Source organism: Dermacoccus sp. GAS27A (genome assembly GCF_044909235.1).
In the GTDB taxonomy this organism is placed as follows: domain Bacteria; phylum Actinomycetota; class Actinomycetes; order Actinomycetales; family Dermatophilaceae; genus Dermacoccus; species Dermacoccus nishinomiyaensis.
Genome location: NZ_JBIYDW010000010.1, coordinates 121333 through 134899 on the forward strand (window position 1 = coordinate 121333; position 13567 = coordinate 134899).

Genomic DNA, 13567 nt, shown 5'->3' on the forward strand with positions numbered 1-13567 from the left:
CTCAAGGCTATCGCCCGCGCGAATCTGCGTCATTCCAGTTACAGTGCAAGGCGTGTCGAACACGCCCTCCCGTCCGCGCGCCGCGATCGTCGTCAACCCCACGAAGGTCGACGACCTCGGCGCCCTGCGCCGCGAATGCGTCGACGTCTCGCGCGACGCCGGATGGGCCGAGCCGCTGTGGCTGCAGACCCGCCTCGACGACCCCGGTACCGGCCAGACGCAGCAAGCACTGCGCGAGGGCTGCGACATCGTCTTCGCCGCCGGTGGCGACGGAACGGTGCGCCACGTCGGCGCCGCGCTGAGCGGCACGAGCGTGCCGCTGGGGTTGATGCCACAGGGCACCGGCAACCTGCTCGCGCGCAACCTCGGCGTCTCGGTGGACGGCTCGGCGGCGCTCAACTTCGCGCGGTCGCTCGCGGGCGAGGACACCGTCATCGACGTCGGGCGGGTGCATGCGACGTTCGGGGACGGCTCGGCGACGAACGACACCTTCCTCATCATGGCCGGCTTCGGACTCGATGGCGACATCATGAACGCCACGAGCGAGACCCTCAAAAAGCGGATCGGGTGGATGGCCTACCCCATCGCCGGTGCGCGCTACGTGACGCAGCGCCCCGAGCGCATGCTCGCCTCCTTCGACGACGGCGCGCCGCACACGAAGAAGACGACGACGCTGCTCGTCGGCAACTTCGGTCTGCTGACGGCGGGTGTGCAACTCATGCCAGGCGCCAACGGCACCGACGGGCGCTTCGACACCGTCTGGCTCTCCGCCGACGGGCCCCTGCAATGGGCTGCGCTCTCGGCGCAGATCTTCGCCCGCTCGCGGCGCACCACGGGTCGCGTCGAGCGCACACGCTGCGCCCGCGTCGCGGCCAAGGCCATGGGACGCCCGCGCGCGCTCGAACTCGACGGCGACGTCCTCGGCGACGTGCGTGAGATGGAGATGTGGGTCGAGGAGAAGGCACTGCGCGTGCGCGTCGCCAACGCGCGTCACTCACGCATGTCCGACGTCCGCCGTCACCTCCCCGGCATCCTGGGCCAGACGCTGCGCCGCTGACACGCGCCCCCTGTTCGATTCCCGTCCCCATCTGCGATTTTCGTCCACATTCGTTGCCGAGCCTGGCCCAACCCGTCGCACGGACGGATCGCTTGCGACAGTGACGGGCCGCACTGCGAGAGGGGCTGACGCTTGATGCGTCAGCCCCTCTCGTCGCGTTCAGACCCGCGGTCTCGAACCGAGACCCCTCAGCAGCACCGCGCGCCGGGGTTGCGGTCCTGGGCGTCGGTGCGTTCACGCCAGTAGTCGCGCTTCGACATCGGCGCCTTGCCGGGGTGGGCGACGGCGTGATGGCGCAAGTAGCGCTCGTAGTGGTTGTCGCCCATCATCGAGGCGACGTACCACTTGAGCGCGCCGACGATTCCGCGCGGCTCAGGCATGGACGCGCTCACCCGCATGCACGCCCTCGGGGTCGAGGCCCGCCTCAAGCCACTGGGCTAGCACGCTCTCCTCGTCGGGCGTGACGCGCATGCCGCTCGGCGCGAAGATCTGCGACGGCACAGCGCCGTCGCGCACCTCGGGGTCGACGTGCCCGGTGCGCAGCGCCTTGAGCGCCGCGAACACACCCGCGATGACGACGACGATGACGAGCACCGCGAAGAGAACCGAGAGCGTCTCCTGGATGAGCGTGTTACGGATGACGGCGTCGATCTCCTCGGGGGTCTTGGCCGTCTTGAACTTCGTCAACCCCTTGTTCTTGGCGTCGACGAACGCGTTGTGCTGCGCCCAGTAGCCGATCTTCGCGTCGCTCGAGAAGATTTTCTGGTAGCTCGCGACCATCGTCACGAGCAGATCCCAGGCGAGCGGGATGCCCGGGATCCACGCCCACTTCGCCTTGCCGTTGCGGATGACGACGACCGTCACGACCGTCAGCGCGACGGCGGCCAGCAACTGGTTGGCGATGCCGAACAGCGGGAACAGCGTGTTGATGCCACCCAGCGGGTCGGTGACGCCCATGAGCAGGATCGAACCCCATGCGGCGACGACGACGAGCGTCGAGATCCACGCACCGACGCGCCAGGAAGTGTCACGGAAGCGGTGCAGCCCGGGCACGTTGCCGAGCGTCTCCGACAACATGAAACGTGCGACGCGCGTGCCGGCGTCGACCGTCGTCAGGATGAACAGCGCCTCGAACATGATCGCGAAGTGGTACCAGAACTGCTTCATCGAATCGCCTGGGATGACGCGGCTGAACACGTCCGACATGCCGAACGCGAACGTCGGGGCGCCACCGGTGCGCGACACGACCGAAGCCTCGCCGACGTCCTTCGCGGCCTGGGTGATCTCGGGCGCGGTGATCGGATTACCGCCCAAGCCTATCGAGTTCACCCACGTCGCGGCCTTCTCGGCCGTCCCACCCGTCACGCCGGCGGGGGCGTTGATGACGAAGTACAGGTGCTGGTCGATGATGGCCGCCGCGATGAGCGCCATGATGGCGACGAACGACTCGACGAGCATCGAGCCGTACCCGATGAGTCGCGCCTGGCTCTCCTTCTGGATGAGCTTCGGCGTCGTGCCCGACGAGATGAGCGCGTGGAAGCCGGACAACGCGCCGCACGCAATCGTGATGAACAGGAACGGGAACAGCGAACCCGCGAAGACGGGACCGTTGCCGTGCTTGCCGAACGACGTGATCGCGGGGATGTCGATCGCCGGACGCGCGATGATGATGCCGAGCGCGAGCAGGACGATCGTGCCGACCTTCATGAACGTCGACAGATAGTCACGCGGCGCGAGCAGCAGCCAGACCGGCAGGACGGCCGCGGCGAACCCGTAGACGATGAGGCACCAGGCGAGCGCCGTCGGAGACAGCGTGAACATGTCCTTGCCCCAGGCCGTCTCGGCGACCCAGCCGCCGGAGACGATCGCGAGCAGCAGGAGCACGACGCCGATGAGCGACACCTCGGTGACCGACCCCGGACGCAGGAAGCGCAGGTAGCAGCCCATGAACAGGGCGATCGGGATCGTCATCGCGATCGAGAACACACCCCACGGCGACTCGGCGAGCGCGTTGACGACGACGAGGCCGAGCACCGCGATGAGGATGACCATGATCGTCATGACGGCGAGCATCGCCGCCCAACCACCGACGGGGCCGAGCGTGTCGCGCGCCATCTGGCCGATGCTGCGGCCGCCACGGCGCGTCGAGATGGCGAGCACCATGTAGTCCTGCACGGCGCCCGCGAAGATGACGCCGAAGATGATCCACATCGTGCCCGGCAGGTAACCCATCTGCGCGGCGAGCACGGGGCCGACGAGGGGGCCGGCGCCGGCGATGGCGGCGAAGTGGTGGCCGAACAGGACGCGACGGTCCGTCGGCATGTAGTCCTGGCCGTTCTCGAACTGCTCCGCCGGCGTCGCGATGTCGTCGCGCGGCTGCACGACCTTGTACGCGATGAGACGGCTGTAGAGCATGTAGCCGATGACGTAGCTGCCGACGGCCGCGAACACGAACCAGATGGCGTTGACGTGCTCACCGCGGACGAAGGCGACCATCGTCCAGCCGATGGCGGCGACGATCGCCGCGACGGCGATCATGATCTTCTGCCGCCCGGTGATGGTGCGAGGGGGTTCGACCGCGACGGGGGGCAACCCCGGATCGCGGTCGAGGGTGTCGAGACGTGACGCCGCCACGGTGACCTCCTGGTAGTGCTGGTGGCCATGACGGCCGCTGTGAGTAAGGCCACACTAGGGGTCTACCCGTGGGTACGGAGTCTCTACTCGCGGACCGAGAAAATCACATCCCGGTCACGACGTCGGCGGATGGGTTGGGGGCCGGGCTCGGATGGAGATTGGGGTTCGGCCGGGCCGCCCTACACCGTGCCCTTCTGCGGTTCCTGCCCCCGTCTGCGATTCTCGGTCACATTCGCAGCCGACGTAGGCGCCGTCAGGCCGTCGGGCCCTGCGGCCACGGCGGCGAGCCGAACCAGTAGCGACGCGTCTCGCCCGGAAACGCGGGGTGGGAGCGGACGTCCTCGAACTGCCCGCCGCACTTCTCGATGACGGCGCGTGACGCCGGATTCTCGGTGCTGCAGCACACCAGCACCTGCTCGATGCCGAGCGCCCGCGCCTCGTCGAGACCGAGCATCAACGCGCCCTTGGCGACGCCCCGCCCACGAGCGCTGGGACGCACCGAGTAGCCGATGTGACCGATCGCCTCATAGAGCACCTCGGTGAGGGTGTGACGCAGGGCCAGAAATCCGACGATGTCGCCCTCCCCCGCCCGCGGGCCGTCCAACACCCAGAAATAGCTGCAGTGCACGAATCCCTCAGGCGGCGGGACGGTCGTATCGCCCTGGCGCGCACGATCGGCGAGGTAGGCGTCGAACCCGGCGCGCGACGTGTCGACGATGTCGTCGCGACGATAGCCCGTGCCGTCCTTCGGCGACGCGCCGAACTCGTCGAACGCGCCCCTCCAGTCGTCGTAGCGAGCGGCGTCGGGCCTGATGAGCGTCAGCATCCCGTCATTCCATCACCGTGCGACGCCCCCGGCGACTGATTTTCCCGACGGCCGGCTGGACGAATGTGCACGCAAACCGCCGATGGGGACAGGATTCGCCGATGTGGACGGGATTCGCGAAGGGGGACGAAAATCGCAGTGGGGTACATGACGACGTGGTGCGGGCCCCAGAGACCCGCACCGCGTCATGTCAGTTCGCACCGTCAGGCGGCCGCGCCACCCGTCAGCCCGTTGACGCCGACGGGCTTGTCGCCCCCGACCGTCACACGCCTCATGGCGCGCGGGCCGAGGTTGGCGTCGACGTAGTCGCGGTTGGCGTAGTGCGACGTCGCACGGTTGTCCCAGATGCCGACGTCGCCGGGCGCCCAGCGGTGACGGATCGTGTGCTCGGGCTGCGTCAGGTGCGCATACAGCGCGTCGAGGATCGCCCGCGACTCGGCCTGCGACACGCCGACGACGTGGGAGGTGAAACCGGGGTTGACGAACAGCCCACGCCGTCCCGTCTCGGGATGGACGCGCACGACGGGGTGCTCGACGACGGGCAGCTCGGTGACGACCTTGCCGTTCCATTCCTGCCCACCATGCTTGCGCAGGTACGCGCCCCATTCGCGGTTGCCGTCGTGGGCGGCGATGAGCTGGTCGACGAGGCCGCGGAACGGCTTCGACAGCGAGTCGTACGCCGCCTGAGCGTCGGCCCAGGAGGTGTCGCCGCCGTAGTCGGGCAGCGTCACGGCGCGCAGGATGCTGATGGCCGGCGGCTCCTTCATGAACGTGACGTCCGTGTGCCACTCGTCGGAGAACGAGAACTCGGGGTCGGAGGAGTCGATCGAGTAGATCTCCTTGCGCTCGTGCGTGCTCGCGACGGGGTGACCCGCCGTCAGCTCACCGAGCAGGTTGCCGAGGCGCACCTGCGCGTCGTCGTCGAACGCGTCCTGACCGCGGAAGAAGAGCACCTTGTGCGCGAGCAGCGCGCGGCGCAGGTCGAACGCTATCGCGTCGTCGACCTGCGCGAGGTCGACGCCGTGGACGATTGCGCCGAACGCCGGGCCGAGGCGTTCGATGCGCAGCCCGGGCGTCGCGACGGTGCCGCCGTGGCGCGCCGCTGCGCCGCTCGCGGAGTCGACGTTCGTGTCGGGCGTGGTGTCGAGGAGTGTCATGGCAGACCCTTCGTTGCGCTTGCCGCCGCGTCGGTCGACGGGCGGCCGGGTCGTTACTCGGGGCACCCCGGCGCACCGTGTGCGTTCGCATGGGGGTTGCCGCCCGGCCAGCCGAGACTTCGCGCCGGGGCTCGTGACCCACGCATAACGTAGCACTCACCTATTCAAAATAGCGAGTTATGCAAAGGGGCTGCCCGGGCACCGGACGCGCCTTCGGGTTCCAACCACGCCCGGCACCGTGCGCGGCATCACGACACGGCTGCTACGGGGCGAGTCAGTGCTCGCGATCCGCCATCTCACCCGCCGTCGCTGGCCCGGGGCGATGCCCGGCACACGACAGCGGCCGACGACCTCGTCGAGGTCGTCGGCCGTCACCGTGCGCGCAACAGGTCAACCCTGCCGACGCGACGCCCAGTGCGAGCCCAGCGGGTAGCCGCCGTTGTCGCCGTTGTCGGTCGTCTTCGTGGCGAGCACCTGGTGCAGGTGCAGCCAGCCCTCCTCGAACCCGAGGCGTGAACCGGCCATGTAGATGCCCCACACCTGCGCGGTCGGCAGGCCCGCCTCGGCGACGCAGAAATCCCAGTTCGCCTCGAGGTTGCGGCACCAGTCGCGCAGCGTCAGGGCGTACGACAGGCGCAGGTTCTCGTCATGCTGAACCTCGAAACCGGCGTCGTGGCACCCACTGATGAGCCGCCCCGGCGAGGCGAGCTCGCCGTCGGGGAAGACATAGCGATCGGTGAACGGCTCCGGCTTGGCCGATGCCGAGTCGTCGCGACGCGTGATGCAGTGGTTGAGCAGGCGGCCACCGTCGCGCAGCTTCGAGTGCAGGAACGAGAAGTAGTTGGCGTAGTTCTTCACGCCGATGTGCTCCGTGAGGCCGATCGAGCTGACGGCGTCGAAGCCCGTCTCGGTGACGTCGCGGTAGTCGCCGTGGCGGATCTCGACGAGGCCCTCGAGGCCCGCCTCACGCACGGCGCGCTGACCCCACTCGGCCTGTTCCTTGCTCAGGGTGACGCCTATGACGTGGACGCCGCGCTCGCGAGCGGCGTGCATCGCCATGCCGCCCCAGCCGCAGCCGACGTCGAGCAGCCGTTGGCCGGGCTGCAGGTCGAGCTTGTCGGCGACGAGGGCGAACTTGCGCTCCTGCGCGTCCTCGAGGGTGTCGTCCAGCGTGTCGAACACGGCGCACGTGTAGGCCATCGACTCACCGAGCACCTTCTCGTAGAACGCGTTCGAGACGTCGTAGTGGTGCTTGATCGAGTCGGCGGCGCGGCCCACCGGGTTCACCTTGGCGAGGTGGCGCTTCCAGCGGGGCTCGTTCTCGACCTCGGGCAGCGGCGGGTGGACGAACGCCTTCGGCCCCAGCTGTTTGACGACGGGCGCGAGCGCCGACGCAACGCCCTTCGGCGTCAGCTGCTTCGTGCGCACGTCACGCTTGATGCGGCTGAACACCTCGTAGGGGTCACCAGGGTGGAAACCGGTGCCGGTCAGCGTGCCCGTCAGATAGGCGCGGGCGAGGCCGAGATCGCCAGGGGCGCTGAGGAGGTAGCGCAGCCCCTCCTCGCTCTCGACACGCACGGCGATGTCGCTGTCACGCGGGCCGATGTCGGTGCCGTCGTACGCCGTGATGCGGAAGGGCAACGGCTCCTCCAACACGGCCTGGACGGCCTGGGCGACGAGGGGGGTGGCGGTCGTGGTCTGGCTCATGCGTGCGTCCTCATCTTGTCAGCGAACTCAAGAAGGCGGCCCTGCGGGTCGTACTTCGTCTTCATGCGGCGGTATTCGGCTGCGCCGTACAGCGCTTCGAACGTCTCGGCGTCGTAGTAGACGTCGGAATAGAGCGACTTGTGGCCGTGCATCGTCGGCAGCACGGCCTCGATGTCGCGGTTGACGTCGCCGTCAGACCGCCCGGGGGTGATGGCGACGGTGCCCCAGAACCCGACGTTGACGTACGTGCGGTTCGGTTCGAGCTGGTACAGCGGCCACGCGTCGTCGCCGCGCAGGCGCAGCGGGCACACCCACACGGGCGTCATGCCGACGTGCTCGTCGAACCACGGCATGAACGTCTCGAGCTGTTCGAGGGGCACTTCGACGTCCTGCACGACGCGCTCGCGCGGCAGTTCGCCGCGCATCTCGTCGATCTTCGCGGCGAAGCCCCAGCGGTTCTCCCACCCGACGATGCGGTGGTAGAAGTCGCTGCGACGGTACTTGCGCGGCCACACGCGTCGCACCTTCGGGTTCTGTGCGAAGAACGCGTCGGAGCACCAGAACCAGTCGGTGTCCCAACGCCAGATGTAGTCGTGCGCGCTCAAGGTGTCGCGGTCGAGCTCACTGATGCTCTTGTAGAAGATGTTCTGCCCCGTGTAGTCGCTCGGGCGGCGGCGCGTCTCGGGGAAGAAGTTGGCGAGCACGAGATAGGCCTCGTCCTTGCTGACAATCATGCCGTCGAGGCCGTCGACGCGTTCGCCCTGCCACTCGCCGGTCTCGACGATGGCGTCGATCGCTCGCGTCATGGCTGCGACGCTCGCGAACCGCACGTTGCGCGTCTCGACGAGGTCACCGATCGGCTGCAGTTCGATGCGCAGACGCGTTGCGTAGCCCAGGCTGCCGTAGCTGTTGGGGAAGGCGCGGAAGAGGTCGGCGTGCTCGTTGGTCGGCGAGGCGGTGAGCAGCTCGCCGGTGCCGGTGAGGATGTCCATCTCGAGGACGGATTCGTGCGGCAGCCCGTTCTTGAACGACGTCGACTCGATGCCGAGGCCGGTCACGGCGCCGCCGAGGGTGATCGTGCGCAACTGCGGGACGACGAGCGGCATGAGGCCGTGCTCGAGGGTAGCGGCGACGAGGTTCTCGTACGTGCACATGCCCTGGACATCGGCCGTGCGAGCGTCGGCGTCGATTCTGATGACGCCCGTCAGGCCGCTGACATCGAGGCCCACCTTCGCCTTCTCACGCGGACGGAAGAGGTTCGAGGTCTTCTTCGCGAGGCGCACCGTGGCGCCGGCGGGGATGGCTTCGAAGGAGGCCCTCAACTGCGCGACGGCAGAGGCGTGAGCGGCCTCACCGGCCAGTTCCACACTGGGCTGTTTTTTCTTATCGAACATCTATGCTCTCCACGTCTCAGGAAGTTACGCCTGCCCCGGCTGCAGCATCAAATCAGGCCGGATCATTCCCGAGCAACCGCTCGACCCAGGCGTTGCGGAACATGCCGGACGGGTCATGCCGACGCGCCTCGCCGTCGAGGGCATGCAGTCCGGGGAACTGTTCGCTGAGCTGCTGTGGCGGTGCCGCGTGCAGCTTGCCCCAGTGCGGGCGCGGGTGGCCGAGTGCAGCTTCGAGGGCCGGCAGTTCACGGCGGACGGCGTCGGGGTCGCGGCGCCAGGTGAGGTGGATGGCGAGCATCTCGCCGGTGGCGAACGGGCTCGCACTGAGGCTGTCGCCGGCGACGGCGCGAATCTCCATCGAGTGCGCGAGGCGGGCGAAGACGTCGGCGAAGCGTGGCAGCGCTCGCAGGGCGTCCGCGACCGTTTCACGTGAAACGAAGTACTCGCTCTGCACCTCGTCGCCGACGCTGGGGGCGAAGTCGCTGCGGAAGTGAGTCAGCCGTTCGGCGCTCGGCCCGTGAACACCGAGCTGCTCAGTCACCGCGACGGGATCAGCGCCTGGGCTCGGGTGACGAGGGCTCGTGGCGGCGCGGGCGCCGGCGAGCTGCGCCGAAGCATCGACGCCGCGCGGACGCTTGGCGAAGAGCAACGCCCGACCGCCGTCGCTCCAGTCGGGGGCGATGCTGAACGAGTAGAGCGGGCGCGTCAGATCGTCGAGATGGTCGACGAGGGTGTCGTATTCGAGCCCCTCGTACACCGTCGTCGCGATGTCGAACGCGGGCACGACGTCGAGGATCAACTCGACGACGGGCCCGAACAGACCGAGATGCACGGGATAGTGCTCGAACCCGGGTTCGCCGCGCGTCATCGTGTGCAGCTCGCCCGCAGCGGTGACGTGGGTGAGCGAACGCACCGCAGACGCGAGGCTGGGACGCTCCCATCCGGAGCCGTGCGTCGCCGTCGCGATGGCCCCGGCGACGGTGATGTGCGGCAGTGACGCAAGGTTCTCGAGCGCCCAACCACGCTGCGCGAGAACGGCGTTGACCTGCGCATACGTGGCGCCGCCGTCGATGGTGACGCAGCGCGCGTCCTCGTCGAGGTCGATGCGACGCTCGAGGTCGAGGAGGCTGAGCTGCACGCCGTCCGTGTCGGCGATGTCGTTGAAGCTGTGGCCGGTGCCGACGACCCTCAGCCGCCCACCGTCGGCCGCTGCCCGGCAGACCGCGTCCTGCACCTGCGACGTCGTCCGCGGCGCGTATCGCTCGCGTGCTTCGAAGACGACGGTGCCGGCCCAGTTCGTGGCAGGGAGCGCGCTCATCCCCCGACGTTATACCCGCGCGACGGCGCTCGCCCAGGGTGCTCGAGGCCGGGGTGCTGGGTCTACCGGCGAGTGAGTCAGTCGTGTCCGGGCGAGTCAGTCAGGACTGACTCACCCGGACGTTGGTGACGCAGTTGGATCTCACGTCGCATGCGCCGCCCTGCGGGGGTGGCGCGACGGGAGTCGAACGATCAGATCGAGACGACCATCTTGCCGGTGTTGGCGCCGTTCAGCAGATCCATGAACGCCTGCGGCGCGTTCTCCAGGCCCTCGACGACCGTCTCGTCCCACTGAACCGAGCCATCGGCGAGCCACGTCGCCATCTTCTGCTGGAACTCGGGCACGAGGTCGCGGAAGTCGCTCTGGATGAACCCGCGGATCGTGATGCGCTTGCCGATGACGAGCGCGAGGTTGCGCGGCGCGGCGGGCGGCTCCGTCGAGTTGTACTGCGCGATGGCGCCGCACATCGCGATGCGCCCGTGGGTGTTCATCGACGAGATGGCCGCCTCGAGGTGGTCGCCCCCGACGTTGTCGAAGTAGACGTCGATGCCGTCCGGCGCGGCGTTCTTGAGCAGGCCGCGGACGTCACCGTCCTTGTAGTTGAAGGCGGCGTCGAAACCGAGCTCTTCGAGGCGCGCGATCTTCTGCGCCGAGCCGGCCGAGCCGATGACGCGAGAGGCGCCCTCGAGCTTCGCGATCTGGCCGACGAGCGAACCGACTGCGCCGGCAGCGCCGGACACGAACACGGCGTCACCCTTCTGGAACTCCCCGACTCGCATGAGCCCGCCGTACGCCGTGATGCCGGGCATGCCGAGCGCGCCCAGGTAGGCGGACGGCGACACCTGCGCGCCACCGACGTTCGTCGAAACCTTGCGTGCCGCCTTCGCGGGCACGACGGCCATGTCGCGCCAGCCGAGGCCATGGAGGACGAGGTCACCCTCCGCGAAACCCTCAGCGCGGGATTCGACGACCTCGCCGACCGCGCCGCCGTCGAGGGGCTCGTCGATCTGGAACGGCGGGACGTAGGACTTCACGTCGTTCATGCGGCCACGCATGTACGGGTCGACGCTCATGACGGTGTTGCGCACGAGCAGCTCGCCGTCGCCGAGGGCGGGGAGTTCCCGCGTCTCGAGGCGGAAGTTGTCGGAGGTGGGCGCGCCGTGGGGGCGCGATGCGAGCACGATCATCTTCGAAGTTGTCATGCCCTCACACTGCCACGCGGCACCGACGACGCTCCACTCGGGAAGGACCGAAACCTTTGGACGCCACGGGTTCACGACGACCGCCGCTCACGCGAACGTGATCGAGAATCGCCGATGGGGACGCGGTTCGCAGAGGCGACCGAGAATCGCAGGCGGGCACGAGCCTGCAGGCTGACGTCAGTGATGGTCGCGCAGTTTCAACCGGTAGCTCACGACCTCGCCGGTGTCGCCAGCCTCCTCGAAGCCGCGTGATTCGTACAACCGGCGCGCGTACGCGTCGTCGCTGCGGATCGAGGCGCGCAGGTGGTGCGCGCCGTTCTCGCGCGCACCGTCGAGCACGGCCTCGACGAGGGATCCGCCGACGCGACGGCCGCGTGCCGCTCCGTCGACGAAGAGATCCGCGAGCACCCAGTCGTGAGTGAGGTGGATCGAGTCGAACGCGCGGTAGACCTGCGCGAACCCGACGACGCCCACCCCGTCACGGGCGACGAGGACGAGCGTCTGCCCCGTCTCGATGCGCTCGGCGAGAAACGTCCGCGCGTCGGGCGTCGGCGCCTTGCCGTAGAAGCTGCGGTACTGCTCGAACAGGTCGACGAGCTCGTCGACGTCCCCAGGCATGGCATACGCGATGTCGATGTTCACGCCTCCATCCTGCCCAATCGCGCGCGCAGCGGCCACCGCGAGATCGGCCTTGCCCGATTCCATCGACACCTCAGGCGGCCACGTGCTCGACTCTCGTGCAGCTGCCCCCGTTCTTGTGTCATCAACGCGCGAGATGCCGCGCGTTGATGACACAACATCCTGTCCTGCCCTCGCGGGCGTGAGGTCACAACGAGCGGGCGATGAGTTCCTTCATCACCTCGTTGGCGCCGCCGTAGATCTTCTGGATGCGCGCGCCGGCGTACATCTTCGCGATGGGGTACTCGAGCATGAAGCCGTAGCCGCCGAACAGCTGCAGGACGCGGTCGATGACATTGCACTGCACGTCCGTCGTCCAGTATTTCGCTCGCGAGGCGGTGGCTGAGTCGAGCTTGCCCTCCATGTGCAGCATGATGCAGTGATCGAGCAGGGTGCGGGCGGCGAGCACGTCCGTCGAGCACTCGGCGAGCACGAAGCGCGTGTTCTGCAGGTCCATCAGCGTGCCGTCGAACAGTTCACGCGACTTCGCGTGCTCGACCCCGAGCTTCACGGCCAGCTCCGCCGATCCGACGGCGGTGCATGCGAGGCCGAGGCGCTCCTGCGGCAGCTGCTCCATGAGGTGGTAGAAACCGCGCCCTTCCTCGCCGAGCAGATTCGCGACGGGCACGCGCATGTCGGTGAAGTGCAGTTCGCGCGTGTCCTGACCGTGCTGGCCGATCTTCTGCAGCACGCGCCCGCGCTCGAAGCCGTCGAGGTCGGCCGTCTCGAGCACGATGAGCGAGATGCCCTTGTGCCCGGCGGCCTTGTCACGCTCGCAGGTGCGGGCCACGAGGACGATGAGGTCGGCGTGGCCGGCGTTCGTGATGAACGTCTTCGAGCCGTTGATGACGAATTCGTCGCCGTCGCGCACCGCGCGCGTCGAGACGCGCTTGAGGTCGGAGCCAGCGCCGGGTTCCGTCATGCCGACGGCGCCGACCCATTCGCCGGAGCACAGCTTCGGCAGCCACTTGCGCTTCTGCTCCTCGGTGCCGTAGGCGACGATGTAGTGCGTCACGATGATGGCGTGGACGACGAAGCCCCACGAGTCGTCACCGGCCTTCGCCTGCTCGATGGCGACGACGGCCTCGTGCGCGAACGTCGCGCCGCTGCCGCCGTACTCCTCTGGTACCGACAGGCCGAGCAGGCCCAGCTCACCCGCCTTCGTCCAGACGTCACGATCGACCTGGTGCTGTTCGCTGTAGCGGTCGATGTTCGCGAAGATCTCGCGGCTGAACGTGGCGGCGAGACGCTGGAGGTCTTCCAGTTCGTCGTCCATCCACGGCGAGCGGTACGGCAGGGGTGCGGCCGGGCCCATGGGTCTTTCCTTTCGTCGGTTCCACCAGTGTGCCCCACATCACAACAACCTTGGCGCTGCGGGCGCGTCTCATTCACTGCCCGTCGCACCGGCTCCTTCACCCGAAGGGACCAATGACCCTGGATCTATGTTGACCGTCAGGTACGCTTTATCGAACGCGAGTGGTGAAATCCGACACACGTAGGGGCCCTACCCCCGGATCTTGGACACGGGGTGTGATTACGCAGCAGGTCGCAGCGTAGCGGTGTAGCCGGTCTCGAAGGCGACCGGCGAGGTGTA

Annotated in this window: 11 protein-coding genes and 1 riboswitch; of the genes, 1 reads left to right on the forward strand and 10 read right to left on the reverse strand. The window is 68.2% G+C overall.

The annotated features are described in order from the left end of the window. Positions 1-52: 52 nt before the first annotated feature. Positions 53-1057 (forward strand): diacylglycerol/lipid kinase family protein, encoded by a 1005-nt coding sequence (locus ABH936_RS11615; protein WP_404603319.1) that lies wholly within the window; start codon positions 53-55, stop codon positions 1055-1057. Between the two features lie 188 nt (positions 1058-1245). Here ABH936_RS11615 and ABH936_RS11620 read toward each other — a convergent pair whose 3' ends face one another. The 10 genes from ABH936_RS11620 to ABH936_RS11665 form a co-directional block, all read right to left on the reverse strand. Next, positions 1246-1437, reverse strand: coding sequence for a YbdD/YjiX family protein (locus ABH936_RS11620; RefSeq protein ID WP_062256729.1), 192 nt, complete (start codon positions 1435-1437; stop codon positions 1246-1248). Further along, positions 1430-3691: a carbon starvation CstA family protein gene (locus tag ABH936_RS11625; RefSeq protein WP_062256727.1), complete on the reverse strand. Its 2262-nt coding sequence runs from the start codon at positions 3689-3691 to the stop codon at positions 1430-1432. The genes ABH936_RS11620 and ABH936_RS11625 overlap by 8 nt, the downstream gene beginning before the upstream one ends. A 253-nt stretch (positions 3692-3944) precedes the next feature. Then, positions 3945-4517, reverse strand: coding sequence for a GNAT family N-acetyltransferase (locus ABH936_RS11630; RefSeq protein ID WP_006947028.1), 573 nt, complete (start codon positions 4515-4517; stop codon positions 3945-3947). A gap of 203 nt (positions 4518-4720) precedes the next feature. Beyond that, positions 4721-5674 carry a TauD/TfdA family dioxygenase gene (locus ABH936_RS11635; RefSeq protein WP_006946952.1) on the reverse strand — a complete coding sequence of 318 codons (954 nt, stop codon included), beginning with the start codon at positions 5672-5674 and terminating at the stop codon, positions 4721-4723. Between the two features lie 10 nt (positions 5675-5684). Beyond that, positions 5685-5813: riboswitch (SAM riboswitch) on the reverse strand. Between the two features lie 251 nt (positions 5814-6064). Then, a complete protein-coding gene (locus ABH936_RS11640) occupies positions 6065-7381 on the reverse strand; it encodes a class I SAM-dependent methyltransferase (RefSeq protein ID WP_404603320.1) in 1317 nt (438 codons plus the stop codon). Continuing rightward, positions 7378-8775, reverse strand: coding sequence for an FAD-binding oxidoreductase (locus ABH936_RS11645; protein WP_404603321.1), 1398 nt, complete (start codon positions 8773-8775; stop codon positions 7378-7380). Before ABH936_RS11645 ends, ABH936_RS11640 begins: the two co-directional genes overlap by 4 nt. Positions 8776-8827: 52 nt before the next feature. Then, positions 8828-10093, reverse strand: a complete 1266-nt coding sequence (locus ABH936_RS11650; RefSeq protein ID WP_404603322.1) for an FAD-binding protein — start codon at positions 10091-10093, stop codon at positions 8828-8830. A 191-nt stretch (positions 10094-10284) separates the two neighbouring features. Continuing rightward, complete coding sequence (locus ABH936_RS11655) at positions 10285-11295, reverse strand: NADP-dependent oxidoreductase (protein ID WP_404603324.1); 1011 nt, start codon at positions 11293-11295, stop codon at positions 10285-10287. Positions 11296-11472: 177 nt separating this feature from the next. Further along, entirely contained in the window at positions 11473-11937 is a 465-nt protein-coding gene (locus ABH936_RS11660; RefSeq protein WP_404603325.1) for a GNAT family N-acetyltransferase, read from the reverse strand. A gap of 184 nt (positions 11938-12121) precedes the next feature. Continuing rightward, positions 12122-13288 (reverse strand): acyl-CoA dehydrogenase family protein, encoded by a 1167-nt coding sequence (locus ABH936_RS11665; protein ID WP_006947039.1) that lies wholly within the window; start codon positions 13286-13288, stop codon positions 12122-12124. Positions 13289-13567: the final 279 nt, after the last annotated feature.

Excerpts from the sequence above, each read along its gene's own strand:
- ABH936_RS11640 (WP_404603320.1), bottom strand. The coding sequence starts at position 7,381 with ATGAGCCAGACCACGACCGCCACCCCCCTCGTCGCCCAGGCCGTCCAG.
- ABH936_RS11620 (WP_062256729.1), bottom strand. The coding sequence starts at position 1,437 with ATGCCTGAGCCGCGCGGAATCGTCGGCGCGCTCAAGTGGTACGTCGCC.
- ABH936_RS11650 (WP_404603322.1), bottom strand. The coding sequence starts at position 10,093 with ATGAGCGCGCTCCCTGCCACGAACTGGGCCGGCACCGTCGTCTTCGAA.
- ABH936_RS11635 (WP_006946952.1), bottom strand. The coding sequence starts at position 5,674 with ATGACACTCCTCGACACCACGCCCGACACGAACGTCGACTCCGCGAGC.
- ABH936_RS11645 (WP_404603321.1), bottom strand. The coding sequence starts at position 8,775 with ATGTTCGATAAGAAAAAACAGCCCAGTGTGGAACTGGCCGGTGAGGCC.
- ABH936_RS11665 (WP_006947039.1), bottom strand. The coding sequence starts at position 13,288 with ATGGGCCCGGCCGCACCCCTGCCGTACCGCTCGCCGTGGATGGACGAC.
- ABH936_RS11630 (WP_006947028.1), bottom strand. The coding sequence starts at position 4,517 with ATGCTGACGCTCATCAGGCCCGACGCCGCTCGCTACGACGACTGGAGG.
- ABH936_RS11655 (WP_404603324.1), bottom strand. The coding sequence starts at position 11,295 with ATGACAACTTCGAAGATGATCGTGCTCGCATCGCGCCCCCACGGCGCG.